This window comes from Aquimarina longa SW024, from assembly GCF_001401755.1.
Lineage (GTDB): Bacteria > Bacteroidota > Bacteroidia > Flavobacteriales > Flavobacteriaceae > Aquimarina > Aquimarina longa.
Window position 1 is genome coordinate 270,691 of record NZ_KQ474102.1, and the last position, 26,681, is coordinate 297,371.

Annotated in this window: 28 protein-coding genes; 15 read left to right on the top strand and 13 right to left on the bottom strand. The window is 30.4% G+C overall.

Annotated elements, in window-relative coordinates:
* Window positions 1–222: 222 nt before the first annotated feature.
* Both N456_RS17275 and N456_RS17280 read right to left on the bottom strand, forming a co-directional pair.
* Window positions 223–597, bottom strand: a complete 375-nt coding sequence (locus tag N456_RS17275) for a hypothetical protein (protein ID WP_062059922.1) — start codon at window positions 595–597, stop codon at window positions 223–225.
* Window positions 598–637: 40 nt separating this feature from the next.
* Window positions 638–955 (bottom strand): roadblock/LC7 domain-containing protein, encoded by a 318-nt coding sequence (locus N456_RS17280; protein ID WP_062059924.1) that lies wholly within the window; start codon window positions 953–955, stop codon window positions 638–640.
* A gap of 178 nt (window positions 956–1,133) precedes the next feature.
* Between N456_RS17280 and N456_RS17285 the strand changes: the two genes are divergently transcribed.
* Window positions 1,134–1,421, top strand: a complete 288-nt coding sequence (locus N456_RS17285; protein WP_062059926.1) for a hypothetical protein — start codon at window positions 1,134–1,136, stop codon at window positions 1,419–1,421.
* 201 nt (window positions 1,422–1,622) lie between these two features.
* Window positions 1,623–2,450, top strand: coding sequence for a class I SAM-dependent methyltransferase (locus N456_RS17290; RefSeq protein ID WP_062059928.1), 828 nt, complete (start codon window positions 1,623–1,625; stop codon window positions 2,448–2,450).
* A 20-nt stretch (window positions 2,451–2,470) separates the two neighbouring features.
* On the opposite strand, the gene N456_RS17295 is transcribed toward N456_RS17290, so the two are convergent.
* From N456_RS17295 to N456_RS17310, 4 genes are read right to left on the bottom strand one after another with little or no spacing between them, the layout of a single operon-like run.
* Window positions 2,471–2,689 carry a hypothetical protein gene (locus N456_RS17295; RefSeq protein ID WP_062059930.1) on the bottom strand — a complete coding sequence of 73 codons (219 nt, stop codon included), beginning with the start codon at window positions 2,687–2,689 and terminating at the stop codon, window positions 2,471–2,473.
* On the bottom strand, window positions 2,686–4,080 hold the full coding sequence (locus N456_RS17300; protein WP_062059932.1) for a radical SAM protein: 1,395 nt from the start codon (window positions 4,078–4,080) through the stop codon (window positions 2,686–2,688). The genes N456_RS17295 and N456_RS17300 overlap by 4 nt, the downstream gene beginning before the upstream one ends.
* Window positions 4,070–4,810, bottom strand: coding sequence for a prolipoprotein diacylglyceryl transferase (locus N456_RS17305; RefSeq protein ID WP_062059934.1), 741 nt, complete (start codon window positions 4,808–4,810; stop codon window positions 4,070–4,072). Before N456_RS17305 ends, N456_RS17300 begins: the two co-directional genes overlap by 11 nt.
* Window positions 4,811–4,849: 39 nt before the next feature.
* Window positions 4,850–6,481: a SulP family inorganic anion transporter gene (locus N456_RS17310; RefSeq protein ID WP_062059936.1), complete on the bottom strand. Its 1,632-nt coding sequence runs from the start codon at window positions 6,479–6,481 to the stop codon at window positions 4,850–4,852.
* A 145-nt stretch (window positions 6,482–6,626) separates the two neighbouring features.
* Between N456_RS17310 and N456_RS17315 the strand changes: the two genes are divergently transcribed.
* On the top strand, window positions 6,627–8,375 hold the full coding sequence (locus N456_RS17315; RefSeq protein ID WP_062059938.1) for a M14 family metallopeptidase: 1,749 nt from the start codon (window positions 6,627–6,629) through the stop codon (window positions 8,373–8,375).
* Between the two features lie 7 nt (window positions 8,376–8,382).
* Here the strand turns inward: N456_RS17315 and N456_RS17320 are convergent, their stop codons facing one another.
* On the bottom strand, window positions 8,383–9,600 hold the full coding sequence (locus tag N456_RS17320; RefSeq protein ID WP_062059940.1) for a glycoside hydrolase family 18 protein: 1,218 nt from the start codon (window positions 9,598–9,600) through the stop codon (window positions 8,383–8,385).
* A gap of 170 nt (window positions 9,601–9,770) precedes the next feature.
* Window positions 9,771–10,238: a peptidoglycan-binding protein LysM gene (gene lysM / locus N456_RS17325; protein ID WP_062059942.1), complete on the bottom strand. Its 468-nt coding sequence runs from the start codon at window positions 10,236–10,238 to the stop codon at window positions 9,771–9,773.
* Window positions 10,239–10,554: 316 nt separating this feature from the next.
* On the opposite strand from lysM, the gene N456_RS17330 reads away from it, so the two are divergent.
* Entirely contained in the window at window positions 10,555–10,989 is a 435-nt protein-coding gene (locus N456_RS17330; RefSeq protein WP_062059944.1) for a copper chaperone PCu(A)C, read from the top strand.
* A 183-nt stretch (window positions 10,990–11,172) separates the two neighbouring features.
* On the opposite strand, the gene N456_RS17335 is transcribed toward N456_RS17330, so the two are convergent.
* Complete coding sequence (locus N456_RS17335) at window positions 11,173–11,781, bottom strand: NUDIX hydrolase (RefSeq protein WP_062059946.1); 609 nt, start codon at window positions 11,779–11,781, stop codon at window positions 11,173–11,175.
* Window positions 11,782–11,789: 8 nt separating this feature from the next.
* On the opposite strand from N456_RS17335, the gene pyrE reads away from it, so the two are divergent.
* Complete coding sequence (gene pyrE, locus N456_RS17340; RefSeq protein WP_062059948.1) at window positions 11,790–12,431, top strand: orotate phosphoribosyltransferase; 642 nt, start codon at window positions 11,790–11,792, stop codon at window positions 12,429–12,431.
* A 15-nt stretch (window positions 12,432–12,446) separates the two neighbouring features.
* The gene (locus N456_RS17345; RefSeq protein WP_062059950.1) at window positions 12,447–12,839 is read left to right on the top strand and encodes an SRPBCC family protein; all 393 of its coding nucleotides are present in this window, start codon (window positions 12,447–12,449) and stop codon (window positions 12,837–12,839) included.
* A gap of 31 nt (window positions 12,840–12,870) precedes the next feature.
* On the opposite strand, the gene N456_RS17350 is transcribed toward N456_RS17345, so the two are convergent.
* Window positions 12,871–13,602 carry a biotin--[acetyl-CoA-carboxylase] ligase gene (locus tag N456_RS17350; protein ID WP_062059959.1) on the bottom strand — a complete coding sequence of 244 codons (732 nt, stop codon included), beginning with the start codon at window positions 13,600–13,602 and terminating at the stop codon, window positions 12,871–12,873.
* Window positions 13,603–13,693: 91 nt separating this feature from the next.
* Between N456_RS17350 and rsfS the strand changes: the two genes are divergently transcribed.
* From rsfS to N456_RS17380, 6 genes are all read left to right on the top strand, one after another.
* Window positions 13,694–14,065, top strand: coding sequence for a ribosome silencing factor (gene rsfS, locus N456_RS17355; protein ID WP_062059961.1), 372 nt, complete (start codon window positions 13,694–13,696; stop codon window positions 14,063–14,065).
* 13 nt (window positions 14,066–14,078) lie between these two features.
* Window positions 14,079–16,028, top strand: a complete 1,950-nt coding sequence (ftsH, locus tag N456_RS17360; RefSeq protein ID WP_062059963.1) for an ATP-dependent zinc metalloprotease FtsH — start codon at window positions 14,079–14,081, stop codon at window positions 16,026–16,028.
* Window positions 16,029–16,143: 115 nt separating this feature from the next.
* The gene (locus N456_RS17365; protein ID WP_062059965.1) at window positions 16,144–16,755 is read left to right on the top strand and encodes an LUD domain-containing protein; all 612 of its coding nucleotides are present in this window, start codon (window positions 16,144–16,146) and stop codon (window positions 16,753–16,755) included.
* 2 nt (window positions 16,756–16,757) lie between these two features.
* Window positions 16,758–17,561: a phosphatidate cytidylyltransferase gene (locus tag N456_RS17370; protein ID WP_062059967.1), complete on the top strand. Its 804-nt coding sequence runs from the start codon at window positions 16,758–16,760 to the stop codon at window positions 17,559–17,561.
* The gene (locus N456_RS17375; protein WP_062059969.1) at window positions 17,551–18,198 is read left to right on the top strand and encodes a phosphatidylserine decarboxylase family protein; all 648 of its coding nucleotides are present in this window, start codon (window positions 17,551–17,553) and stop codon (window positions 18,196–18,198) included. The genes N456_RS17370 and N456_RS17375 overlap by 11 nt, the downstream gene beginning before the upstream one ends.
* A 135-nt stretch (window positions 18,199–18,333) precedes the next feature.
* Window positions 18,334–18,606: an acyl-CoA-binding protein gene (locus tag N456_RS17380; protein ID WP_062059971.1), complete on the top strand. Its 273-nt coding sequence runs from the start codon at window positions 18,334–18,336 to the stop codon at window positions 18,604–18,606.
* A 210-nt stretch (window positions 18,607–18,816) separates the two neighbouring features.
* Here N456_RS17380 and N456_RS17385 read toward each other — a convergent pair whose 3' ends face one another.
* The gene (locus N456_RS17385; RefSeq protein ID WP_062059973.1) at window positions 18,817–21,450 is read right to left on the bottom strand and encodes a valine--tRNA ligase; all 2,634 of its coding nucleotides are present in this window, start codon (window positions 21,448–21,450) and stop codon (window positions 18,817–18,819) included.
* 252 nt (window positions 21,451–21,702) lie between these two features.
* On the opposite strand from N456_RS17385, the gene N456_RS17390 reads away from it, so the two are divergent.
* Entirely contained in the window at window positions 21,703–22,095 is a 393-nt protein-coding gene (locus tag N456_RS17390; RefSeq protein ID WP_062059975.1) for a DUF1573 domain-containing protein, read from the top strand.
* A gap of 55 nt (window positions 22,096–22,150) precedes the next feature.
* Here the strand turns inward: N456_RS17390 and N456_RS17395 are convergent, their stop codons facing one another.
* Both N456_RS17395 and N456_RS17400 read right to left on the bottom strand, forming a co-directional pair.
* Window positions 22,151–23,503, bottom strand: a complete 1,353-nt coding sequence (locus tag N456_RS17395) for a retropepsin-like aspartic protease (RefSeq protein ID WP_062059977.1) — start codon at window positions 23,501–23,503, stop codon at window positions 22,151–22,153.
* A 159-nt stretch (window positions 23,504–23,662) separates the two neighbouring features.
* Complete coding sequence (locus N456_RS17400; RefSeq protein WP_148639362.1) at window positions 23,663–23,983, bottom strand: hypothetical protein; 321 nt, start codon at window positions 23,981–23,983, stop codon at window positions 23,663–23,665.
* Between the two features lie 479 nt (window positions 23,984–24,462).
* Here N456_RS17400 and N456_RS17405 point away from each other — a divergent pair, with 479 nt between their 5' ends.
* Window positions 24,463–25,653, top strand: coding sequence for a pyridoxal phosphate-dependent aminotransferase (locus tag N456_RS17405; RefSeq protein WP_062059980.1), 1,191 nt, complete (start codon window positions 24,463–24,465; stop codon window positions 25,651–25,653).
* Window positions 25,653–26,666 carry a UDP-N-acetylmuramate dehydrogenase gene (gene murB / locus N456_RS17410; protein WP_062059981.1) on the top strand — a complete coding sequence of 338 codons (1,014 nt, stop codon included), beginning with the start codon at window positions 25,653–25,655 and terminating at the stop codon, window positions 26,664–26,666. The genes N456_RS17405 and murB overlap by 1 nt, the downstream gene beginning before the upstream one ends.
* Window positions 26,667–26,681: the final 15 nt, after the last annotated feature.

The window sequence follows — 26,681 nt, forward strand, 5'->3', positions numbered from 1 at the left end:
AAAAGAAAATTAGGGGTAATTTTATGGATTAAAATACAATGTATAAAACTATACGTCGTATGCAATTAGTATCGCTAATTATTATTATAATTAGTAAAAAAGCACCTTACAAAAAATAAATCTTTATCGAATATCTATGTAAGATGCCCTTAATATTGTAATTGTTTATAATAAGCTTAATGTTTATATAGTCATAATACCTCCTTTATGCTTACATATCAATTATAATTGAGAAACTACGTTCTTTTTATATTTTTTCAAAAGTGCTCTTGTCATACCTAGGTTTGCTTTTGAAGAATCTACGGCTAGGTAAATAAAATACTCCCCGTTTTCTGAAAGATCGATAATATGGATTTGAGATGTTAGAGTTATCAGAATGTCCTGAATATTCGAAGTTAAACCTAATGCCTTGATTGCACTCTTTTTAGCTTTAACCACTTCTAAATTATAAGCAGAAGCTATTTCTGGATCAAAATCCGATTTTTCTGAATGAGATACATAACATACCCCTGTACTTACCTCTGTAATTGTGACTGCGATATATCCAGGTACGTTTGATTTGATTTCTTCAATAAATTCATCTAAAAAATTTGACATAGTTTGATTTGGTTTAATTATTAATAATATGTTGATAACATTACTTCTCTATAGAATTCATGTATTTAAGAAGTAATCCTAATTTTGATATATTTTTTGATACTACCAATATAATTGAATTCGTATTGATCCTATTAGCTATTAAATACCCTTCTGAAGATTTAGCCATCAATTGATCTAAAGAACCATTAAGTAAATCTTGTGACATATCATTACACATCGAAAATGCTGTTTCTATCATTAAAGCAACATTAGTGTCATATTCTGTATCTAAAGCATCTACCACATTCCCTTCTTTATCTGCAATAACAATGCTATCAACTTCTGTATCTTCTTTAATCTTTTTCAGATCGATCATATGTGTTCAGAATTATAAATTTATTGTTTTTTTAGTAAATATACTAACATTATACAAATTTCAAAATAATTCTTTTATCGTTTATTCTTGCTTTTTAACGATATTTTCTTTATTTTGATAAACTCAATTCATGAACAAAATATTACTCCAAATTTTATTAAACCTTTAACCTACACCTATGATTTTAACAGCGTTACCCTATTCAGAACTAAAGACAATTTTAAAAACTAGAAAAGAAAAATTCAACTCCTATCGAATAGTGCAAGGAAAAATTTATGAAAAAGTTGAATATGTTTCTGAAATAATCGAAAAAATAACAAAAAAAGAATCTAAAAGTGTCCTTGAAAACAACAATAATTCTAACTTAGATAATCATGTATCATCAGAAGATACCACTAAAGCTACAAAAACATATAGCGAAAAAATCAAAGGAGGGTATTTCGGAAAAAGAAGAAGTCGTTTTTAATATTATTATACCACTATTTTAGATACCATAATTACCAAAAAGAAATAACGTTTCTTTTTGGTAATTATAGATTTTTAATTGATCTGATGCTTCATTATAATAGTTTTATTAAGGTTAATGATAAATTAAATAAGTAATCAAATTCCTTATATTTATTTAATTTTAAATTTCTCTTTAACATAAATATCCTTATTAGCATCTATGAAAATCCACGAAACAGCATTTATTGTATCAACTTATCGGTCTTACCATGAAGATATTAGTAAAGATATCTATGCTAAACTGTGGAATAATACCAAAACAGAACTTCTGATCCCTTCTATATTAAAAAGTATCTCTAAAGACGAAGCAATTTTACATAGTCTTAGAAATCGTTTTTTCTATGAGCGTATCAATTCTTTTTTTACTAAAAATAATGGAGGTACTTTAATCAATTTCGGTGCTGGATTTAGTATGTATCAATTTATCATCGATGATACAGTATCTACTATCGAGATCGATAAACGAGAAATTATTGATTATAAAAAAAATAAAATTGATCTATGGGTAGATCAAAATAAATTACCTTATCGAGAAACGCTATACACTGCTATTGATTTTAATCAAAAAACAGAGAAAGAAATCATAGAAATGTTATACCCTCTGATTAAAAAGAAGCCAACCTTTATTTTACTCGAAGGAGTTCTATTCTTTTTAGATCAACAAACAACAAATAAATTATTTCGTGTTTTTAACAAATTACAAAATCAAGGAGATTTAGTTGGTGTAGTATCATATCTTCCTGAAATTGAAAAAACAGAAGTATATCAGCGATTATTGAACTATTTTGATACTCATAATAGTACGAATGATTCTTTTAATCATCAAACTATAGCTACTTCATATTATAAGAAGATAAAAGGTTATCGATTACAAGAACATATAGATGAATTTCAATTATCAAAAATCTATACTCCTCAAAATTCTTTTATAGATAAAACACAGCTACTTAATGAAAATATGTACATTCTAGAAAACTATAAAGTTTAGGCGCTTTTACTTTTACTATTCTAAAAACCTGATAAAAGAGCCCCACAAATCCCTAATCCTACTACTAAGTAAATTCCTGAAAGAATAAATAGAATTTTTGCTGATTTCTTTTTTTTATTACCATATAATATGGCTCCAATAATTGCTAATACCATAGGAGGTCCAAGTAGTATCAAGAGAAAAAAATAAACAATTCCTGCGTAATTCCCTCCTTCCAAAAAAAACAAGTGTAGTATCATATCATATCTTTTCTTAATTCTTCTAAATATTCTTGTTTATCATCTCTATAAAACAAGTTCATTGTCTCAAAAGGGATAATTTTATAATCTTTATTAACAATATGTACGCAAGATTTTTTAATTGCTCTCACATCAAAATTATAAGCATCAATAAACTGCATGATTATAATTCTAAATAAATTATTATACCCTAAATCTGGTGCATCAATCTCTGGTAAACAACACATAATCGATTTCAGATTTTCTGAGGCTGTTTCTACAGAATTACCAGTACTAAATAACTCTAAAACTTTACCATGCAACTCTTCATCTTGTTCGTATACAATAGTATTCTTACCATTATCTAATAAGTCTGCAGGATTAATATATCTGGTAAGAGGTAGAATTCCGTTTTCATTTTTTAAAGCATATCCCATTACCAAAGCATCAGGATTACAAGGAACAGGAATAAGATCATCTGATTCAAAAACAGGAAATTGCTCTAAAATTTTTCTTCGTACTTCTGTTAATGTTATTCTATCTGTTTGAGTATTAAAATCCTCTAACCTCCCTGCAATCTGAGTAGGTTGAAATGTGACTCCCCTCACACATTTTTGTTGTGTTGCAAATGTCAATATGTCTCCTATAAGAGTATCATTTAATCCTTTTTCTAAAGTAACAACCAGAGTTGTCGATAAATTCACTGCATTTAGATGTGTAATAGCTTGCTTTCTAACTTTGGTTAAATCTTCTCCTCTTAGTTTTTTCAGCACCTTTGAATCTAAGGCATCAAACTGTAAGTAAATTTCAAAATCTGGCATATACCCTGCTAATCGCTTTGTAAATTCTAGATCCTTAGCAATACGAACACCATTAGTATTTACCATTAGGTGTCTAATAGGCAACTGTTTAGCATAATCCAGAATTTCAAAAAACTGTGGATGAATAGTAGGTTCTCCTCCACTGATCTGCACTACATCTGGTTCTTTTTCATTCGCTACAATGGTATCCAACATTTTTTTGATTTCATCTAGTGATCGATGTCTCCCATAATGCGGAGATGAGGATGCATAACACGTAGGACATGTTAAATTACACCTATCTGTTACTTCAATAATCGATAGACAAGAGTGTTGCTCGTGATCAGGACATAATCCGCAATCATATGGACATCCATAATCAGTAGCTGTATTAAATTTATAAGGAAACTCTGAGGGTTTGTTATAATTTCTAATATTTTTATAATATGCTATATCATCAGCAATTAAAACTTTTGATCTCCCATGTTCAGAGCAACGCTTAAGCATAAAAACTTTATTATTCTCAAAAACAATTTTAGCATCAATTCTTTTAAGACAGATGGGACATAAACTTAATGTAAAATCGTAATACGTATATTTTCTAGTAGGCATAAAAGAGGTTTCGAATAGTTTTTTGATAATAAATAAAACATAAGATACATAAATATTGAATACTACTAAGACCTAATATAAAAAAGGTATTAGGTTTCAAAAACTCAATGCAAAATCTAAATAAAAAGTATAAAATCATAAAATACTTAAACAGCAAGCCACTTTCTAATTGAGATTTGGTTTGAAAAAACCTTAAAACTCTCCATAAAATAAGTAGAAAAACAACCTCAAACAAAGCTATAGGATACCTAAGCACACCATCTCCTAAATCCATTCCTAAAAAAGAAGCCGTCTCTTTACCATAGGTAAATTCTTTAACTCCTGCCAAAAAACATCCAATTCTACCTATACTAATACCTAAAATGATAGGAAATGTAAACAAATCTCCTGAAGAATGTTTCTCTCCTATAACTCTCTTTGCTAATTCCACTCCTAGCAAGCCTCCAAAAAGCCCTCCCATTATCGTTTTAACACTTAATAATTGAAGTATACACTCTGGTGTAAAACATATAACAGGATTTTCTAAAAAACCAAAAATTCGAGATCCTAAAAAAGCTCCAAATACAGCACCAATAAGTATCGATAATCTGTTTGTAGAAGAAATCGGATCATGAATATGCTTCTTAAGGTATCTGTAATATCTATATCCTATAAAAAAAGCTACATATTCTAGAATTAAATGAATATTTACTTTATTTCCAAAAATGATAGGCTCAAAGGGAATATTCATTTCATCTCACTTGGTTTAGTTTAATCCAAAGTTACGTATTTACTTCATAGCTTTAGCCATTACATGATATCTTGGATCATCTACATTATGTTCTATAACACTTGCTAATTTTGGAGAAGCTTTAATCATCAATGCTTGGCATTCATCACTAAGATGTTTTATTTTCACTTTTTTGCCTGCTTCTTCATACTTACCCACTAATGTAAATATCGCTTCTAAAGCAGAATGATCAGAGACACGAGATTCCATGAAGTCTATTTCTACGAATTCTGGATCGTTTTTAACATCAAATTTACCATTAAAATCCTGAATAGAGCCAAAGAATAATGGACCCCATATTTCATACACTTTAGTACCATCCTCTTTAAAATGCTTACGAGCTCGTATTCGTTTAGCATTTTCCCATGCAAAAACCAAAGCAGAAATAATTACCCCTACAAAAACAGCAATAGCTAAGTCATAAACGACAGTAACTACAGAAACAATAATTAATACAGCTGCATCTGCTTTAGGGATTTTTCTAAGAATACGAAAACTAGACCATGCAAATGTTTCTATAACCATAATAAACATTACACCAACCAATGCTGCAATAGGAACTTGCTCGATATACTGATCGGCAAACAATAAAAAGGTTAATAACGTTAATGCCATCATTACTCCTGACAATCGACCTCTACCACCAGCATTTATATTAATTACCGTTTGTCCTATCATACCACATCCTCCTGTACCTCCTAACAAACCACTTAAAATATTTCCTGCTCCCTGAGCTACACATTCTCGATTACCATTACCTCTTGTTTCTGTAAGTTCATCTACCAAATTCATTGTCATCAATGATTCTATTAATCCTACAGAAGCTGCTAAAAAAGCATAAGGTAAAATAAAAGTAAAGGTTTCTAATGTAAACGGTAAATATTCCCAAAATTCCATATTTGGTGTTGGGAACTCTCCAGAAAGTCCTTCTCCCCCTCCTTCTCTAATATACGAACCTACGGTACTCACATCCAACTTTGCTAAAATAACAACAGCAGTAGTCACTAATATTGCTGTTAATGCTGCAGGAATTTTAGTTGTCAATTTAGGCAATACCCAAACAATTGCCATGGTTAGTAGTACAAGACCTAATGTAGTATATAGCTCTGTTCCTTCCATAGGTATTGTTAGGTATTTTTTTACTCCTCCTTCTGCAATCTCTAATTTTTTATGAGAAAACATCTTTACTTGTGCTATAAAAATTACAATTGCTAAACCATTAACAAAACCCAACATCACAGAATGCGGTATTAAACGCACAAAACGACCTAACTTCAACACTCCTGCTCCTACTTGGATAAGTCCCATTAGTATCACAGTCCCCAACAAGTAATAGTACCCCATATTCTCTATAGGAGTAGCAAAAGCCATTCCTTTTGCATGCCCTTCTGATATCATATGGACAAAAATTACTGCTACCGCTCCAGCCGCACCAGATATCAATCCTGGTCTTCCTCCAAAAATTGCAGTAATCAATCCTATAATAAAAGCTCCTGAAAGTGCTACCAAAGGATCTATCTGAGCAACAAAAGCAAAAGCTACTACTTCTGGTATCATTGCCAATGATACTGTAATTCCTGCTAATACATCATCCTTAGCATTAGGTATAATTTTTCTTACAAACTCAGTCATAGTAGTAGTATTTTGAGGGTGCAAAAATACAGTTATTTTATAGCTCTACAAGTAAAACGTAGTTCTATTCTTTTACTCTAATCAACATAGTATACTTCAAAATTTAAAATCTTAGTATATTTAACGTTCTTATATTCAATACAACATGCTAAAAAATATTTTTATAATAAGTATTCTATACCTTACCATCTCTTGTAATGTATCACAAAAACAAGATGCAATAAATTTTGATTTTACTACAGTTTTTGAAAAAAGTAATGGAATAGAAACCGCTATATATACAGAGATTATTTCGTTTTATAAGAATTTAGCAAAAGCCTACTCTACAGTTAACATTAAGGAAATAGGAGTAACTGATAGTGGTAATCCACTACATATAATTACTATAAATCCTGATAAAATTTTTGATTTTGAAAAAATCAGACAAACAAAAAATATCCTTTTGATCAATAACGGTATACACCCCGGAGAAAGTGATGGTATTGACGCTACGATGTTACTCTTCAGAGATATAGCCCAAGGTAAAATCAACTTTCCAAAAAACACTGTTTTAGTAACCATACCTATCTATAATATTGGGGGTGGACTAAATCGAAATTCGACTACCAGAACAAATCAAAATGGTCCTAAAGCATATGGTTTTAGAGGTAATGCCCGAAATTATGATCTCAATCGTGATTTTATAAAAAATGATACAAAAAATGCAAAAGCATTTGCTTCTATTTTTCATTTGACACAACCCAATGTTTTTATTGACAATCATGTAAGTAATGGTGCTGATTATCAATATACACTCACCCACCTATTCACCCAACATAACAAGTTAGGAGGTAAATTAGGAAAGTACTTACACCAAGAAATGCAGCCTCAATTAAAAGCTTCTCTAGAAGCAAAAAAGTGGGATATCACACCTTATGTAAATGTTTGGGGAACTACTCCAGAAAAAGGTTGGTCTCAATTTATGGACTCCCCTAGATATTCTACTGGTTATACCACTCTCTGGAATACCATAGGGGTGATGATAGAGACACATATGTTAAAACCTTATAAACAAAGAGTTGAAGGGACATATGAACTCATGAAATCTATGATTGAAATTATAGAACGAGATGGTACTAAAATCCAGTTGCTACGTAAGAATGCTTTTACCACTGCTCCTAAACAACATATGTATGCAACAAATTGGGTAGTAGATACAACTAAAAATACTACAATCAATTTTAAAGGATATGAAGGTGAATTTATAAATAGTGATATCACTGGAGGAAAACGGTTAAAATATCACCAAAACAAACCTTATACAAAAGAAGTAATATATCAAAATTACTTTACCCCTACTACTCAAATAAAAATTCCTAAAGCCTATATCATACCTAAAGGATGGTGGAATGTGATTGAATTATTAAAATTAAATCAGATTGAATTTACTCCCCTAAAAAAAGATTCAATGATTACCGCCGAAATATACCATATTAAAGACTATAAAACCCGAACAACTCCTTACGAAGGGCATTATCTACATTACAATACCTCTATAATGAAAAATACAGAAAAAATTATGGCATCAAAAGGAGATATTATACTATCTACAAATCAAAAAGGGTTTAGATATCTTATGGAAACACTAGAACCAGAAGCTACTGACTCATTCTTTAATTGGAATTTTTTTGATACTATACTACAACAAAAAGAAGGATTTTCTCCATATGTTTGGGAAGATAAAGCCGCTGAATTATTAAAAGATAATGAAAAATTACGAGCCTTATTTAATCTCAAAAAAAAAGATTCTACTTTTGCTAATAATTGGTATATGCAGTTAGACTGGATACATAAGCAATCTGAACATTATGAAAAAGCACATATGCGATATCCCATCTATCGGATTTTAAAATAATAAAGAACTATTCTTTTTTCCCAAACTTATTCGCTATAAGCTCCCATAGTTCCGTAGTACCATGATCATATCCTAAAGCCCATATTCCTACTCCAGAAAGCTTTTTTTCTTTAATCCAATCATACTTATATGATAATGAAAGGCTATCATCAAACCAAAGTTGTTGTATCATATCATCTTTTTCATATACTCCATAACGTGTTGTACTCATCGTATCAAAATGCAGCTTGTATTTTTTAAAACCAAATATTTTTTTTATGTCACTATAAGTATTATGAGAAAGAAATTTTTTAACCTCACTAGGTATAGTGGTACTTTTAGTCTGCCATTGATCCCCATAATATGGTAAGCCAACTATCAATTTATCTAAGGCAACACCTTCTTTTATATAATAATCCACAGAAGACTCGATACTATGTGTACCCCATACTTTACTACTTTTTAAAGGGGAGACAGGACCTGCATGTTTACTAAACCCTCCATAATAATCATACCCCATAAGAGTATAAAAATCTATAACCGAATCGATTGTTTTTATATCAAATATTTTATGATAATCAACCGCATATAGTGCTAGTGAAATTTGATAATCAGGATTCTTATTATGTAAATGCATAGATAATCTAATAATAAAATCACTGAATTGCTTTCTATTAGCAGAAGAAACCCCTTCAAAATCTATATTTATACCATCTGCTTTTCTAAGAGATAGCAGCACACTTAAACTATCTGCTAGGGTTTTCTGAGCTTTAGGATTCTTTAAAAAAAGAGCGTTTCGTTTTGCTCCAAAATTAGAAACACTGAGAAAAACTTTACAATTTTTCACTTTTGCACTATCTACCAAAGCAGTCGTTTTCCATTGATGAATAGTACTATAACTCCCTGTTTCTGCATTAACAACGTATGAAAAATATGACACCCCCCATAATAGCGAAAAATTATAGCTTTTATAAGCTGATCCTTTAGAAAAGATATGCCATCCAAAAGTTTTATAATCTTTGCGTACAGCATGTAATGGCATGGGAGTAGAATGTATGGAAACACCATTTATACTATCCCACTGTTGCTCCGTTGTAAATTTATAATCAGAAACTAATGTATCTCGTAGTCGTACCGTATGTATCGGTGAGTTTATTACACCCTTGATATCTTCGGAATTTTTATTTTTACAAGAATTCATAAAAATAATTGTAAAAAAAAGAAGTATACATATATCAGTTTTCATTTTCTTCTAATTACCTTACCATTTATAATATAAGCAAAAAATAATTGGTTTGCTTTTACAGCAAACTTTTATTTAAGACAATCAATTCTATCTAATATAATACTCTATTTACTATCTATAAAAAAAGGAGGCAATACCTCCTTTTTTATAAATTTTATTTGGTTTTTCTATTATCCAACTGCAGGTATACGTAATGTTTGTCCTGGATAGATTTTATCAGGATGTTCTAACATTGGTTTGTTTGCTTCAAAAATAACATTGTATTTCATAGGATCTCCATATACTTCTTTAGATATTTTTGAAAGTGTATCTCCACTCTTGACTACATGAAAAACAGCTTCAGGTTCTGGGTTAGTTACCATAATATTATCTTCCACACACCCTATACAATCAATATTACCCATTGCTAAAATAATCTTTTCTCTATCTGCATTAGTTTCTGTTTGCCCTGAGACAGTTACCATTTCAGAAACAGATACATCAAGACCCGACACTGGTATTCCTAAACGATCTATTTCAGCTTTTAATAATTCTGTTTTGCTTTTTGGTGTCTCTACTGCTTGAGTAGCTTCTGTAGCTTCATCTTTATTGCCAAATATCTTTTTTCCTGCATTTTTAATAAATGAAAATAATCCCATAATGTTTTTAACTTTTAATTAATAATTGCTCACCTGTAAAAATATTTTTAATAAAGTTAAAAAACAACATTATAAAAACAATTATTTTAAATTCATCTGAAGGTCTAAAAAACTCAATTATTTTTATGACCATAAAAAAATAAATAGCAATAAGGGATACCTACTTAATGATAACACCTCTTTTTATAATATCACGACTTGCAAGAATAGTTTTAAAGTTTAACTAATTTATAATATTATTTCTCCAAACACACAGCGCTAATAATTATTAAATTAGTAACTTTAAAGGGATTATAACTCTTAAAACCAAATAATTATGTCTACTCAAAGTAATCAAATTCAATTTATCGGGGCTTATGCAGGACAAAAGAATCCTGGAGCAAACTCAAGTGCAGCTTTTGCATTAGTAACAAACTTAGGGAGCGAACCTGTAAATATCATAAAATGGAAATCTACTACCGTGCCAATGGTTATGCCAATGTATTTTGGTCTTGACCAAGAGAATATATGGAGAATGATTGATGTACCCTCTAAAAAAGTAAATATAGATCCAGGTATACCTACATTATTTGCTCCTGGATATTTACACATAATGCTAAACAATCTAACCTCAGAACTTCCTGATAGTTTTGATATAACTTTTACTATAGAATGTAAATCAGGGCCAGTTTTTGAGAAAACAGTAACTTTCGAAACCGTAGAATGGGATCAACTGGCAAAACAAAATATACTTTCTAAACCAGTCTTATAGTTTTTATACAAGCTAGTTATATACCTTTTAGGCTTTTAAACTATATTTTATAATATCATAAAGTCTAAAAGGTACTGTAGCAATTTAAAATAAAAATTAGTGCTACTTTATTTTTAAAATAAATAAAAGAAATCAAAAAATATAACAAAACCTTAATCTTAGAAATTGCTAAAACAGTAAATTTTATGACAAATAATCGTATGAAAATAACTGCTTGATGTTTGCATAAGAATCTAACAAAGCCTTCTTCGCTCTTTTCCTATTTTTCCATTTTACTTTAGTGATACCTTCGTTTATTTGTGGAATTAGCTTTCCATCATATGATGTTTTCATCTCAAACCAGTATGTAACTTTCAATCTAAACTCTCCATTCCTTTTAAAAACATGATAACTTTTATACAAAAACTTATTAACCACCAAATCTTTAACTCCTGTCTCCTCTTCAACTTCTCTTATTGCAGTAGTTTCCATGTCTTCATTTTTCTCTGCTTTGCCTTTTGGCAAGTCCCATTTTCCATTACGATAAATAAACAAAATCTTTTTACTAGAATTATATACTTTACCTCCTCCAGCTATGACTACAGGTAATTTCATATATAAATGATCTATTAGTTTATCTTCTTTCTTATGATAAAGATGGTATTTTGCCTCTTTATTTAATGCTTCTTTACTTAAAATATCTCTTATAATCGTTGGAAAATCAGCATCTTTTATAGGGATCATTTTATAATCCTTAATAGATTTTTTTGTAGATAGAATAATAGGAGTATTATTCACAAAAACTTTATACATTTGCAATTATGATTTTTGATAAATATACAGCAAAAAAAACTGCTGAACTACTATTGCAAATTAATGCAATTAAATTGAAACCACAAGAACCCTTTACTTGGGCATCTGGTTGGAAATCCCCAATCTATTGTGATAATCGTATCACACTTTCTTACCCAGAAATAAGAAAGTACTTAAGTAAAAATCTTGCCGATTTCATTAAAAAAGAATATGGTAAGCCTGATGTAATTGCGGGAGTTGCCACTGGAGCTATTGGTATAGGAATGCTTGTTGCAGAACAGCTAGATCTCCCTTTTATCTATGTCCGCCCTGAAGCCAAAAAACATGGCAGAAAAAACCAAATAGAAGGCATTATACCTGTTGGTAAAAATGTTGTTGTTGTTGAAGATCTTATTAGTACCGGTAAGAGTAGTCTTAACGCTGTAAAAGCTTTAAAAGAAGCCAATGCTAATGTTGCAGGAATGGTCGCTATATTTAATTATGGATTTGATCTTGCAGTACATAATTTTGAAGAAGCGGCATTGTCTTTGCACACATTAAGTGATTACCAAAACCTCCTTGAACAAGCTGTTGATACAGAGTACATTACACAGCAACAACAAGAAACACTACAGAAATGGAGAACTAATCCTTCTGAGTGGAATATATAACAATTAATTAACACTATGACGCTAGAAAGCCCTACTGTAAACGTAAATAAAACTGCAGAAGATGTATTCGATTTTCTAACTAAAGTTGAAAATTTCGAACAACTTATGCCAGAAAGTAAACAAAAGTTTGAAAAAATAAGTGATTCAAGATTTCTTTTTCAATTAAAAGGAATGCCAGAATTGGTTTTAGATCAAAAAGAGAATACAAAACCTAGTCAAGTAGTTTTAGGAGCTGCCAGTGACAAACTTCCTTTTACACTAACCGCCGATATTATTGATTGTGGTGACGAAAAAAGCACTACAAAACTAACTTTTGATGGACAATTTAATGCAATGATGTCTATGATGATTAAAAATCCAATTCAGAATTTTATCAATACACTTAGTGAAAACATCAGCAAGCTATAAATGAGTCTGTGAGTAAATTAAAATATATCTTTTAATACAATAACTTAATTTCTTTAAGATCAAAACTCAGGATAATCTCATCTTCTATTAAGATTTGAAGTTTTCCTTCATTAGTTACACCTTTAATAATTCCCACAAAAGATTCTCCTTTTGCATTTAAAAATGTAGAAGGTTTATCTTTTCTAAATAAAATATTTTCGTATTCTTTTTTTAATTTTTCAAAATTAGAAACATGTAACTCAGAAAACCGCTCCTCTAATTTATCTAATAGTATATGTAACACTTCATTTACAGCTATTTTTTTTCCTAAAATTTGCTTTAATGATCCTGCCTGAGGAAGATTATTAAATTTTATTTGATTAACATTAACACCTATTCCAATAATAACTGCGATAAGACTGCCACTCTTTACCACATTTTCTATCAAAATACCACATAGTTTCTTTCGATCTGACAGAATGTCGTTAGGCCATTTTATAGCCAGTCCAGGTGTTACCAAATCTCTTAATGTATCACATACCGCCAAAGATGTAGCCATAGAAATATAGAACTGATCCATCAACGCCACACCTGTAACCCTCATAAACACACTACACGTAAGGTTTTCTCCTGGATTACTTTGCCAAACCGTCCCCATTTGTCCTTTACCTGCTAATTGAGTTCTTGTTATAACACAAGTTGGTTTTAAAAGGTTTTTTTCACGATTAAGGTTCCTTAAAAAAGAATTTGTAGAGTCAATGGCATCAACTTTGATTATATGCATATGTTATAGTGTAAAAGTTTTGCAAATGTCCGGCTAAATACAGACATTAAAATCATAAAAAGTAATAACTTTACACAAATTAAAAAAATGCATGACTAAAAAAGAAATTGATAACGATCAATTAATCGCCCAAATAATAAAAGGTATTGAAGAAGTAAAAGGTAATGATATTAATATTTTAGATCTTAGAGCCATCGAAAATACTGTATGTAGTTACTTTGTAATCTGTAATGGAACTTCTAACACCCAAGTAAACGCAATTGTTAATTCTATCCAAAAAACAGTAAGCAAAGAACTTAAAGACAAACCTTGGCATATAGAAGGTAGCGAAAATGCAGAGTGGGTATTAATTGACTATGTAAATGTTGTTGTACATGTCTTCCAAAAACACATAAGAGAATTCTATGATATAGAAGGACTTTGGGGAGATGCTAAAACGACAGTTATCGAAACAAATTATTAAAAGAATAGCGTAAATGGGGAAAGAAAATAAAAAACCTGAACTGAATAAAAAACCGAAATTTAGCGCATATTGGATTTATGCAATTATTATTATTGGTTTTTTAGTACTAAACTTCATCGGAGGAAGCGGACTAGGATCAGCTCCTACAACCTCTACTTCAGAATTCCAAAAATACTTAAGTAATGGAGAAGTAGAAAAAGTAGTAATTGTTAACCGTAGAAAAGCACAAGTTTTTCTTACTAAAGAAGCTAGATCATTAGAAAAGCATCAAAAAACAAAAAGCAAGTCAATATTACCCAGTAGCCCTAGTGATCCTGACTATCAATTTGAATTTGGAGATTTACAAAATTTCGAAAATAAGATTGCTACTATAAAAAGTCAAAATAATCTTACTACAGAAATCAACTACGATACCGAAAGTAATGTTTGGGGAGAAATCTTCATTACATTATTGCCTTTTGCCTTAATAATAGGAGTATGGATATTCATTATGCGCAGAATGGGCGGTGGCTCTGGAGGTGGTGCAGGAGGACAAATTTTTAATATAGGTAAATCCAAAGCTAAACTATTTGATCAAAATACAGAAGTTAAAGTTTCTTTTGAAAATGTAGCAGGTCTAGAAGGTGCAAAAGAAGAAGTACAAGAAATTGTAGACTTCTTAAAAAACCCAGAAAAATACACCTCTTTAGGAGGTAAAATACCTAAAGGAGCATTATTAGTAGGACCTCCAGGAACTGGTAAAACTTTATTAGCAAAAGCTGTAGCAGGTGAGGCAAAAGTACCTTTCTTCTCCCTATCAGGGTCAGATTTTGTAGAAATGTTCGTTGGAGTTGGAGCTTCTCGTGTTAGAGATTTGTTTAAACAAGCTAAAGAAAAATCTCCTGCAATTATTTTTATTGATGAAATCGATGCAGTAGGAAGAGCTAGAGGTAAAAGTAATTTCTCTGGATCTAATGATGAAAGAGAGAACACGCTAAATCAGTTACTAACAGAAATGGACGGTTTTGGCACAAATACTAATGTAATAGTAATCGCAGCTACCAATCGTGCTGATGTACTCGATAAAGCACTACTACGAGCAGGTCGTTTTGATCGTCAGATATATGTAGACTTACCTGATATCCGTGAACGTAAAGAAATATTTGATGTTCATTTAAAACCTTTAAAGAAAGTAGAAAATGAATTGGATACCGAATTCATGGCCAAACAAACTCCAGGATTCTCTGGTGCTGATATTGCAAATGTATGTAATGAAGCCGCTTTAATAGCAGCCAGAAAAGGTAATAAAGCAGTAGGAAAACAAGATTTTCTTGATGCAGTAGATAGAATTGTAGGAGGTTTAGAGAAAAAGAATAAAATTATTACTCCCGCAGAAAAACGAGCTATAGCATTTCATGAAGCAGGACATGCAACAGTAAGTTGGATGTTAGAACATGCCGCTCCACTAGTAAAAGTAACCATTGTTCCTAGAGGACAATCTCTTGGAGCCGCATGGTACTTACCAGAAGAGCGATTAATCGTTAGACCTAATCAAATGCTAGACGAAATGTGTGCTGCATTAGGAGGACGTGCTGCAGAAAAAGTGATATTTAATGAAATCTCTACTGGGGCATTAAGTGACCTAGAAAAAGTAACCAAGCAAGCTAGAGCTATGGTAACTATATATGGACTGAATGAAAAGGTAGGAAATCTTACATATTATGATTCATCAGGACAAAGTGAATATAACTTCACAAAACCATATAGTGAACAAACGAGTGAGTTAATCGATAAAGAAATTTCTAATATAATAGAAGAGCAATACCAACGTGCAATTCAACTTTTAGAAAAAAATAAAGATAAACTAACAGAATTAGCCGAAGTTTTATTAGAAAAAGAAGTGATTTTTAAAGATAATTTAGAAAAAATATTTGGAGAAAGACCTTTTGACAAAAAAGAAGAAATCATAGAAGAACCTTCATAAAATTACTATTTACTTGTAATTAATTAAAAATTCTTAACCTAACAGAATGCTAGGTTAAGAATTTTTTTATCTTTGTAGGTATTATAAAATTGTAGTCCCAATCCTAATTAAAAAAATGAGTCTATTTAGAAGATTATTTTCCTCAAAATCTAAATCAGACCAAAAGAGTAAGGAACGTCTCACTGATGATCGCAGTAAATATATGCCAGAAATTGATCTTCCGATTGATGAAAGCTTTATGATTAATTTTAAAAGAAATGGTGGTAAATTTCTTTATTGTGATAATGAAAACGAAGTTTTAGACTCTTTTGATAAAATTCTATTGGAAAATGATTGGTATGAAAAAGAAGTTTGCACTTTTGACAAAAATTTAGAAGATAAATTCTCTAATTTTAATTTAAAATTTGTAAAAAAAACTTCTTCTTCTTTCTTTTTTGCTACTTGTGAATATTTGATAGCCGATAGTGGCGCAATATTAATATCTTCAAATCAGCTTAAAGAAAAAAAAATAACAGAGTTACCTGATGATTTTATAATATTAGCCTCTACAAGTCAGTTAGTTCAAAATATTGGAGAAGGCCTAAAAGGCATAAAAAACAAAAACAAAAATACTATCCCATCTAATATTACAACTATTAAGGATTTTGAACCACAAAAAGAAAAGGACTTCTTAAACTACGGAAATAGCTCAAAAAATTTATATTTACTGCTATTGGAAGATTTATAAACATGAAAGAACTTCTTACTAGATCCATATCGGGATTTTTATATATCTCTATATTATTATCATCAATATTTATTTCTAGATATACTTTTATAGGAATCTTTCTAATTTTTGGAATAATTTCTATCTACGAATTTCAGAAATTAATACACCTTAATAATAAAAGACTATATGTCATATTTATTTTATTATTAGTAGCTCTAAACGTATTTCAGGATAAAGAATATCTCATACTCCCAGTCTTAGCACTTACAATTATTACAGAACTTTTTTTAGTAAAAGATTTAATTACAATTCGTATCATTCCAATGTTTGAAAAACGAAAGTACCTTACCAGCATCTTTTACTTAATCACATGTATTGTATTCTCTTCTCTTGCTCCTAGTTACACAGGAGAATACCAACCCTTCATCATTGCTGGAGCATTTCTAATCATCTGGGTTAATGACAGTTTTGCATATTTAGTCGGAAAAAACTTTGGAAAACATAAGTTACTAGAGCGAATATCCCCAAAAAAAACTGTAGAAGGTTTTATTGGTGGATTTATTTTCTCAATGCTATCAGGATATCTAATAGCTATATTTTCTAATACTTTATCAATAAACATTTGGTTGATTATAAGTATAATTATGAGTATTTTTGGCACATTAGGAGATTTAATACAATCTAAGTTTAAAAGACAAGCAGGAGTTAAAGACAGTGGCACTATAATGCCAGGTCATGGAGGCATATATGATCGATTAGATAGTATTATATTCGCTAGCCCATTTTTGTACGCATTTTTACAAATATTAAAGTATGTTTCATAAAGAAGGATATAAAATAATATCAGTTGCACTAGTATTATTTTTAGGAATCAATTTAGCTTCTTACGTAGCTATCCAAATCAAAGAATGGCAAATCGCTATACTACTGATCACATCAGTGTTTCTAATTTTAATTTTACAATTTTTTAGAAACCCTAAAAGAACTACTCAGGTTAATGACAAAACTATAGTTTCTCCTGTAGACGGAAAAGTTGTAGTTATTGAAGAGGTATATGAAAAAGAGTACTTTAAAGAAAATAAGTTACAAGTCTCTATTTTTATGTCTCCAATAAATGTTCATGTAACAAGACACCCTATTAACGGTGAAGTTCTATTTAGCAAATATCACCCTGGTAAATATCTTGTAGCTTGGCATCCTAAAGCTTCTGAAGAAAATGAAAGAACAACTGTAGTTGTAAAAAATAATGTTGTAGAAATACTATATCGACAGATTGCCGGAGCTTTAGCCAAACGAATTGTAAATTATGCAACAGTAGGAGAAAAAGTCATCCAGGGATCTGATGGAGGGTTTATTAAATTTGGGTCTAGAGTAGACCTATACCTCCCCATAGGAACAAATATTAATGTTTCTTTAAATCAAAAAGTAAAAGGTGGAGAAAGTATTATTGCTAAGCTTTAAATAAGGTACAATACATAAAAAATCCCCCATTTACTAAATATCAAAAACCAGACTATAATATAAGTCTAGATATTTGTTTGACTAACCATTTTGAGTTCTCCTCTAGGATGAATTCTCAAAAAAGGAGTAAGTATAATGACTGAAGAAGAATTAAATACAGCTTTCGAAAATGCATATGAGCGCGCTAGCAATACTAAAATACAATTGCCTCCAGATATCATGCTTCGATTCTACGCATGTTATAAACGAGCAATACACACAGATACAGAAGGTTTTTTTACCCCCTCAGGAAATAGTCAACTTAGAAATGCATTTAAACTAAATGCATTTTTTCAAGCAAAAAATCTCACCCCAAAAGAAGCAAAAGAAAAATATATCGAATTAGTGAATACATATATTACAGATTAAATTTAATTTCTATATCAAACTCCTTTATTAAAAATCTGTACACCTTATAAAATAAACGTAATATATTGTTGCTTTTCTAAGTCCCAATGTTTTTTTTCAAAAAATTGCAAATTTAAACACTAAAAAAACCATGATTAATTACAGAATCATGGTGTTTAGTATTAAATAGAATATAAACAATCTACATCTACACGATTACAATAGACAAAACTACTTCTGTAAACTCTCTAAACTAGATTGTATAGTTGCTATTTTAGCCTCCGCATCAGCTTGTTTTTTTCTTTCATTAGCAATAACCTGATCTGGTGCGTTATTTACAAAACGCTCATTTTGTAATTTTTTCTGTACAGATTTTAAAAAACCTTCTGTATAGGATAATTCATCAGTCAATTTTTTAATTTCTTCTTCTATATTTATCGCTCCTGAAATCGGGATAAAGTATTCATTAGATTTTACTCTAAAAGAAAGCGCACCTTCTACTTTAGCATCTACATAGTTTAACACTGATAGGTTACCAAGTTTACTGATTACAGTATCGAAAGTAGTGTTGTTTTTCTCACTATTCAATACAGATAATTCAATAGTTTCTTTAAATGCTATATTTTTTTCTTTTCGTATCGTTCTAATCCCAGAAACTACATCTGCTGCAATCTCAAATTCTGCAATCAAGCCCTCATTAATAGGTTGTGATTTTGGCCAGTTAGCAATAATCAACGCTTCTTCTGGTGTTCTACCTGCAACTTGTTGCCATATTTCTTCTGAAATAAAAGGTGTGAAAGGATGTAAAATTTTTAGATTCTCTTCTAAAATAGTAATCACTTGCTGATATGTTTTTGCATCAATAGGATTACCGTAAGTAGGCTTAACCATTTCTAGCAACCAACTACAAAAATCATCCCAGACCAGTTTATAAGTAATCATTAAGGCATCACTAATACGGTATTTTGTATAACTATCTTCAAGCTCTAACAATGCTTTCTGAAACTTTGAAACATACCATTCTATCGCCATAGTAGAAGATTCTGGCTGATTTATAGTATCATCAACTTCCCAACCCAAAATGAGTCTAGATGCATTAAATATTTTATTAACAAAAGCCCCTCCTTGTTTACATAAATCCTCATCAAACATCAAATCATTTCCTGCAGGAGAACTTAACAACATCCCTACTCTAATACCATCTGCCCCATACTGATCTATTAAATCTAATGGATTCGGGGAATTACCAAGTGATTTAGACATTTTGCGTCTTTGTTTATCTCGCACTATTCCTGTAAGATATACATTAGTAAATGGTTTTTCTTTTCTATACTCATACCCCGCTATAATCATACGAGCTACCCAGAAAAATAAAATTTCAGGAGCAGTCACCAAATCATTTGTTGGATAATAATAATTAATTTCTTTATTATCTGGTTGCAAAATACCGTTAAAAACACTCATTGGCCATAACCATGAAGAAAACCAAGTATCAAGAGCATCAGGGTCTTGAGTAAGGCTTGCCTCTGTTAGTTCTTTATTTCCTGTTTTTTTCTTAGCTAAAACGAGAGCTTCTTCCTTACTTTCTGCTACTACAAAGTCTTCTTTACCATCTCCATAGAAATATGCCGGAATTTGATGTCCCCACCATAATTGACGAGAGATATTCCAATCTCTAACATTTTCCATCCAATAGCGATATGTACTTATAAACTTCTCTGGCACAAGATTTACGTCTTTATTCAAAACAGAATCTAATGCTGGCTGAGCCAGGTCTTTCATTTTCAAAAACCATTGATCACTTAGTTTTGGTTCAATTACAGCTTTGGTACGCTCACTAGTCCCTACTTTATTAAGATGAGTTTCTATTTTTTCTAAAGCTCCAATACTTTCTAATTCTTTTACAATCTCTTTTCTAACTACAAAACGATCTTTACCCTCATATTGTAATCCATAAGAATTTAATGTCGCATCATCATTAAAAATATCTACAACATCCAAATGATGTTTATCACCAAGGATTTTATCATTAGGATCATGGGCAGGAGTTACTTTAAGGCATCCTGTACCAAACTCCATATCTACATATTCATCTTCAATTATAGGGATAACACGATTAGCAATAGGTACAATTACTTTTTTACCTTTAAGATGGGTAAATCGTTCATCATTCGGGTTTATACATATTGCAGTATCTCCCATAATAGTCTCTGGGCGTGTGGTAGCAATAGTAAGTATATCTTTAGAATTCTCTATTTTATAGTTAAGGTAATATAAATTACCTTGCTTTTCTTCATATATTACCTCTTCATCAGACAAGGTAGTTTTAGCTTCTGGATCCCAATTTACCATTCTGTACCCGCGATAAATAAGTCCTTTATTATATAAATCAACAAAAACTTTAATCACAGAAGCAGACAAATTATCATCCATAGTAAAAGCAGTACGTTCCCAATCACAAGAAGCTCCTAACTTTTTCAATTGTTCTAAAATAATTCCACCATGTTTATGAGTCCATTCCCAAGCATGCTCTAAAAACTCTTCTCTAGTAAGATCATTTTTATCAATCCCTTCTTCTTTTAACTTAGCAACAACCTTAGCTTCTGTAGCAATCGAAGCATGATCTGTTCCTGGAACCCAACAAGCATTATATCCTTGTAGACGAGCTCTACGAATTAACACATCTTGGATTGTATTATTAAGCATGTGCCCCATATGTAGAACACCAGTAACGTTTGGAGGTGGAATAACAATAGTATATGCCTCTCTTTCATCAACTTCTGAATGAAAATAATTATTTTCCATCCAATAAGAATACCATTTTTCTTCTATTGATTTTGCATCGTATTTTGCTGCTAAAGACATACTTTGGTCTGATTTTTGATTTTAAAATGCAAAAGTACTTATTATAGTATGAAGAACGAAGTTAGAAATATGAAAATTTAAAAAACATAGGTAATAAATCTCATACTGTTACTATACAAAAAATGTTGTATAGCTCTAAAATAAATGAAATTTTACAACTCATAGTATCAATTTCTAACCTCCAACTTTATAGTTATAATTTTGCGGTTGAATAAAAAGTAAGTACTTTTACATTTAATAAAAACCTACATTATGAAAAAAATAATAATGATTCTATTTATAAGTTTTCTGGGCACAACCATACATGCTCAGGATGCTAAGGCTCAAATAAAATTTAAATCAGAAGTTATTGACTATGGTGAAATAGCTAAGGGTAGTGATGGTGTTCGTAAATTTGAATTTACAAATACAGGAAATGCTCCTTTGATTGTTTCTAAAGTATATTCTAGTTGTGGATGTACTATCCCTAAAAAACCAGAAAATCCAATTGCTCCTGGAGAAACAGGTTTTATCGAAGTAAAATATGATACTAACAGAGTTGGTCCTATTCGTAAAACGATAACAGTAAACTCTAATGCTACAGAAAGTACCAAAGCATTAAAAATTAAAGGAACTATACTAGAAAAAAGCGTTTTAGAAAACTAAAAATGAAACATATATATATTAAAAGGCACTATTTTATAGTGTCTTTTTTTATATGTCAAAATAATACTTTCTTTAATAAGAATTGGTAATTAATTTCCATCCCCAACCTTTTAATCTTCATTTTAATTTTTTTACCCGACTCAAAATAGAACAATTCATTAAGATCAGAAAGTTTATAATTATGAGCACTTTTACCATTTACCTGCAAGATAATGTCTCCTTTTTTTAAACCTGCAAGATCAGCTGGAGAGTTAGACCTCACGTCTAAAATCTCATATTTAGGGTGAAGCACGAAATTGTTAAACAATTCTATAGTTTTTTTACTCACCACCTTATTTATCCCTAAATAAACCCTATCATTCTCTTGATAATTCTTTACTGCGGTAAAACCAGTATGCTGAATAGTAATTCCACTCATATTATAATTAAAAGGCTTATTAAAGAAACTATTCTTTTTAAAAGATATTTTTTGATGAGGGTAATCTACTATTAAATTAAACCTTCGTAATATGCTCCCTCCTAACGATCCTTGTCTGTTATTCAAAGATACTCCTTGTATGTATATAGAATCAGGAAATGAGGCTGTAACTTCTTTCATTTTAAAATCTCCTATCCGAAATTCCTTTATTTTTGTTTTTAGCCCATAAATATCACCATTAAACCCTTTTCCTAAAAAATCTCTAAAAGAATTGTCACTTGCATATATCCCTTTAGCTTTATTTTCAAACAACCATAAAGATGAACTAGAACCAGAATCCAATAATAGATCTACATCAACCAAGCCATTAGCAGAATGGTATTGAGCTGTTATATATGGTCTTCTTTTTTTGTTTCTAAACGCTATATTGGTTTGATAACATTTTTTACAATCCTTATACTCATATTGTTTAGGATCATATACTTTTATAACTTTTTTTGAATAATTAATATCTAAAACAAAATTTTTAAAAAAATCATAGCCTATAATCCCATGTATTGGAAAACCCATTCTGGGAGAGAAGTTAATAGACTCATCCAACACTAAAAAAATCTTATGGTCAGTACTGATTGATTTCCCTATCCTTACTTCATTGTTCATTGATTTTATAGCCTCTACAGGCTCTCCGTCACCCAATCCCCTAAGATAGATCTTTGAAGCATTTTTTAACTCTAATGTGCTCTTATTATCTACACTAAATATAATTGTTGAGCCAACTCCTGTATCCAATATAAAAGAAAGTTCAACTCCATTAACAACAATAGGAATAACAATGAGATTATTTGCTAGTTCAAACTTAATTTTGTCGCTTTTTTTACCAATAGGTAACCTAAAGTCTTTTTGAGCATAAAAGGCAATATTAAAAAATAGGAATAATACTAAAATTTTATTTTTAAAAAAATTATATAAATCTGGTAGTAAGTTCTTCATTACTCTAAATATAAAAAAATAGTTTAAAAATAGTACCAGAGATATTCTTATTTCTTAAAAAAATAAGAATATCATCATTATTTTATTTAATAATACTCACCACATACTAAGTTCATATTAAAAATATATTATATAAATCTCTGGAAAGATTTATTATTACTAAATTATTTCTTTTTTCTTATTGTTAAACAATCCCAAAGAAGAGCCAGAACCCATATCCAATAAAAGAGTAATATCAATCAACCTTTTTTCTAATAAATATTGAGCAACTATAAATGGTTTTTTCTTTTGTTCTCTTAAATAAAGTTTAGCTTGGTAGCACTTTTTACATTTTCTATAAGTATAAGATTCAGGAGGGTATATTTTTATATACTCTTTTGAATAATTAACATCAAAAATAAAATGTTTAAAGAAATTATAACCTATTACACCATGTACAAGAATTCCCATTCTGTGAGAAAAATTAATTGATTTATCCAAAACCTTATAAATCGTATGATTAATACTTAAAAAACTACCTATCTCAATCGTATTATTAACTGATTTTATAGCTTCTACAGAAGCTTTATCACTTAATTCTCTAAGGTCTATTTTTGAAACATTAATATGCTTTATAAGTCTGTATCATCTACCGCAAAAAGAATTGTAAATTCAATACCTATGTCCAACTCCTTTATATTAACAGGAATAACAATGAGATTGTTTATAAGTTAAAATCTAATCTTATCACCTTTTTTTCTAAAAGGTAACCCGAAGTCATTTTATACAGAAAGAACAAAACTGAAAAATAAAATATTCACTACAATCCAGCTTTTCATAAAACGAGAAAAATTAAAAAAATAAAAGCTTTAATATTAAAATTAAAAAATATAATCGAAAAATACTATCAAGGATACAGCTATTTCTTAAAAAAATTAAGAAATTTACGGCTATTTTATTTTTTTTTAAACTCAGATTAAATGCCAGTAGTGTCACATAAAGGCAAAACAATGCCCGAATCTCCAATACGAAAATTGGTTCCTTTTGCTGAAAAAGCAGCAAAAGACGGTAAACATATCTACCATTTGAATATCGGTCAACCAGATATCAAAACACCAATTGAAGCCATGGAAGCCGTACGAAATCACACATTAGACATTCTAGCTTACAGCCATTCAGCCGGATTTGAGAGTTTTAGAAGCAAACTAGCTCTATACTATGCTAAACATGACATTAGTGTTACATCTGATGATATTCTAATTACTACTGGAGGTAGTGAAGCATTAATCTTTACTATGGGTAGTATCACTGACCCTGGAGATGAAATCATAGTACCCGAACCTTTTTATGCCAATTACTATAGTTTTTCAACACAATCTACCGTAAAAGTAGTACCTGTAGTTTCTTCTATAGAAAATGGATTTGCTTTACCATCCATCTCTGAATTCGAAAAACTTATCACATCAAAGACTAAAGCCATATTAATTTGTAACCCAGGTAATCCAACGGGTTACTTATATAGTAAAGAAGAAATCAAAGAATTATCTAGACTTGCTATAAAATACGACCTATTCTTGATCTCTGATGAAGTCTATCGAGAATTTGTATATGATGAATCAGAACATTATTCTATTTTACAAGAAAAAGAATTAAATGAACATGCTATTGTAATAGATTCTCTATCTAAGAGATATAGTATGTGTGGAGCGCGTATTGGATGTATGGTTAGCAAAAATAAGAATGTAATAGAAACCGCCATGAAATTTGCACAAGCTCGGTTAAGCCCTCCTACCTTTGCGCAAATTGCTAGCGAAGCTGCACTAGATGCTCCAGAATCATACTACACAGAAACTATTGCTAAATATAAATTAAGAAGAGATACCCTAGTTGCTGGACTTAAAGAAATCCCAGGAGTAAAAGTATCCACTCCTAAAGGTGCTTTTTACTGTATTGCTGAATTACCCATTAAAGATGCTGATCATTTTACAGAATGGCTTTTAGGTACTTTTCATCTAAATATGGAAACAATTATGCTCACTCCTGCTTCTGGATTTTACTCAAGCATTAATAAAGGAAAAAATCAAGTTCGCATAGCTTATGTTCTAAATCGTAGAGACTTAAAAAAAGCAATAGAAATATTAAAAATCGCGCTAGAAAAATATAATGACTAATGAAGGTTGAGAATAATAAATCCTTAAAAGAATATAATACTTTTGGTATTAACAGTACTGCTTCAGAGTTTGTTTCAATAACCTCTGAAGCAGATTTAATTAATGCGATTTCAATCATACATAAAAGACCTATTTTTATATTAAGTGGAGGTAGTAATATGCTATTAACAAAAAATCTTGATGCATTTGTTCTACATATAAAAATAAAAGGTATTACTGTTATTGAGGAGTCAGAAAACTCAGTATTAATTTCTGTAAACGCAGGAGAAAACTGGCATGATTTTGTACAATATTGTATAAAGAATAATTATGGTGGATTAGAAAATCTATCCCTAATTCCTGGTTACGTTGGTAGTGCTCCTATTCAAAATATTGGTGCTTATGGTGTAGAACTTAAAGACACTATGATAAGTTGTGAAGCAATCAACATTGCCACCAGAAAGAAACACATCTTCTCGAATAAAGATTGTAAATTCGGATACCGCAATTCTATTTTCAAAAATGAAGTAAAGGGAGAATATATCATCACAAAAGTCACATTTAACCTCACTAAAAAAGAACATACTCTTACTACTAGTTATGGAGCCATAGAAAGTGCATTAAATGACCAAGGAATTACCAAACCAACAATCAAAGATATTTCTGAAGCAGTTATCAAAATACGTAAAAGCAAACTCCCTGATCCTTCAAAAATAGGAAATAGTGGTAGTTTTTTTAAAAACCCTGTTATTACAAAAAGTCATTTTACTAAACTTCAAAAAATATATCCAAACATTCCATCATATAAAATAGATGACGATCATATAAAAGTCCCTGCAGGCTGGCTAATAGAACAATCTGGTTTTAAAGGAAAACGATGGGGTGATGCAGGAGTACATGAAAAACAAGCCTTAGTTTTAGTAAATTATGATAACGCTACAGGAAAAGAAATTTTAGACCTTTCTAAAAAAATCATTTCAGGAATAAAGGAAAAATTTGATATTCTTCTAGAAACTGAGGTTAATATAATATAACCGCAAAACTCTTCA

What these genes read in the sequence shown, in the direction of transcription:
- N456_RS17285 (WP_062059926.1), top strand. Translation starts at nt 1,134, where the DNA reads ATGATTTTAACAGCGTTACCCTATTCAGAACTAAAGACAATTTTAAAA.
- N456_RS17290 (WP_062059928.1), top strand. Translation starts at nt 1,623, where the DNA reads ATGAAAATCCACGAAACAGCATTTATTGTATCAACTTATCGGTCTTAC.
- N456_RS17280 (WP_062059924.1), bottom strand. Translation starts at nt 955, where the DNA reads ATGATCGATCTGAAAAAGATTAAAGAAGATACAGAAGTTGATAGCATT.
- N456_RS17300 (WP_062059932.1), bottom strand. Translation starts at nt 4,080, where the DNA reads ATGCCTACTAGAAAATATACGTATTACGATTTTACATTAAGTTTATGT.
- N456_RS17330 (WP_062059944.1), top strand. Translation starts at nt 10,555, where the DNA reads ATGTCTACTCAAAGTAATCAAATTCAATTTATCGGGGCTTATGCAGGA.
- N456_RS17310 (WP_062059936.1), bottom strand. Translation starts at nt 6,481, where the DNA reads ATGACTGAGTTTGTAAGAAAAATTATACCTAATGCTAAGGATGATGTA.
- N456_RS17370 (WP_062059967.1), top strand. Translation starts at nt 16,758, where the DNA reads ATGAAAGAACTTCTTACTAGATCCATATCGGGATTTTTATATATCTCT.
- N456_RS17395 (WP_062059977.1), bottom strand. Translation starts at nt 23,503, where the DNA reads ATGAAGAACTTACTACCAGATTTATATAATTTTTTTAAAAATAAAATT.
- rsfS (WP_062059961.1), top strand. Translation starts at nt 13,694, where the DNA reads ATGACTAAAAAAGAAATTGATAACGATCAATTAATCGCCCAAATAATA.
- ftsH (WP_062059963.1), top strand. Translation starts at nt 14,079, where the DNA reads ATGGGGAAAGAAAATAAAAAACCTGAACTGAATAAAAAACCGAAATTT.
- N456_RS17390 (WP_062059975.1), top strand. Translation starts at nt 21,703, where the DNA reads ATGAAAAAAATAATAATGATTCTATTTATAAGTTTTCTGGGCACAACC.
- N456_RS17345 (WP_062059950.1), top strand. Translation starts at nt 12,447, where the DNA reads ATGACGCTAGAAAGCCCTACTGTAAACGTAAATAAAACTGCAGAAGAT.
- N456_RS17335 (WP_062059946.1), bottom strand. Translation starts at nt 11,781, where the DNA reads ATGTATAAAGTTTTTGTGAATAATACTCCTATTATTCTATCTACAAAA.
- lysM (WP_062059942.1), bottom strand. Translation starts at nt 10,238, where the DNA reads ATGGGATTATTTTCATTTATTAAAAATGCAGGAAAAAAGATATTTGGC.
- N456_RS17350 (WP_062059959.1), bottom strand. Translation starts at nt 13,602, where the DNA reads ATGCATATAATCAAAGTTGATGCCATTGACTCTACAAATTCTTTTTTA.
- murB (WP_062059981.1), top strand. Translation starts at nt 25,653, where the DNA reads ATGAAGGTTGAGAATAATAAATCCTTAAAAGAATATAATACTTTTGGT.
- N456_RS17380 (WP_062059971.1), top strand. Translation starts at nt 18,334, where the DNA reads ATGACTGAAGAAGAATTAAATACAGCTTTCGAAAATGCATATGAGCGC.
- N456_RS17385 (WP_062059973.1), bottom strand. Translation starts at nt 21,450, where the DNA reads ATGTCTTTAGCAGCAAAATACGATGCAAAATCAATAGAAGAAAAATGG.
- N456_RS17320 (WP_062059940.1), bottom strand. Translation starts at nt 9,600, where the DNA reads ATGAAAACTGATATATGTATACTTCTTTTTTTTACAATTATTTTTATG.
- N456_RS17405 (WP_062059980.1), top strand. Translation starts at nt 24,463, where the DNA reads ATGCCAGTAGTGTCACATAAAGGCAAAACAATGCCCGAATCTCCAATA.
- N456_RS17365 (WP_062059965.1), top strand. Translation starts at nt 16,144, where the DNA reads ATGAGTCTATTTAGAAGATTATTTTCCTCAAAATCTAAATCAGACCAA.
- N456_RS17275 (WP_062059922.1), bottom strand. Translation starts at nt 597, where the DNA reads ATGTCAAATTTTTTAGATGAATTTATTGAAGAAATCAAATCAAACGTA.
- N456_RS17295 (WP_062059930.1), bottom strand. Translation starts at nt 2,689, where the DNA reads ATGATACTACACTTGTTTTTTTTGGAAGGAGGGAATTACGCAGGAATT.
- N456_RS17315 (WP_062059938.1), top strand. Translation starts at nt 6,627, where the DNA reads ATGCTAAAAAATATTTTTATAATAAGTATTCTATACCTTACCATCTCT.
- pyrE (WP_062059948.1), top strand. Translation starts at nt 11,790, where the DNA reads ATGATTTTTGATAAATATACAGCAAAAAAAACTGCTGAACTACTATTG.
- N456_RS17375 (WP_062059969.1), top strand. Translation starts at nt 17,551, where the DNA reads ATGTTTCATAAAGAAGGATATAAAATAATATCAGTTGCACTAGTATTA.
- N456_RS17305 (WP_062059934.1), bottom strand. Translation starts at nt 4,810, where the DNA reads ATGAATATTCCCTTTGAGCCTATCATTTTTGGAAATAAAGTAAATATT.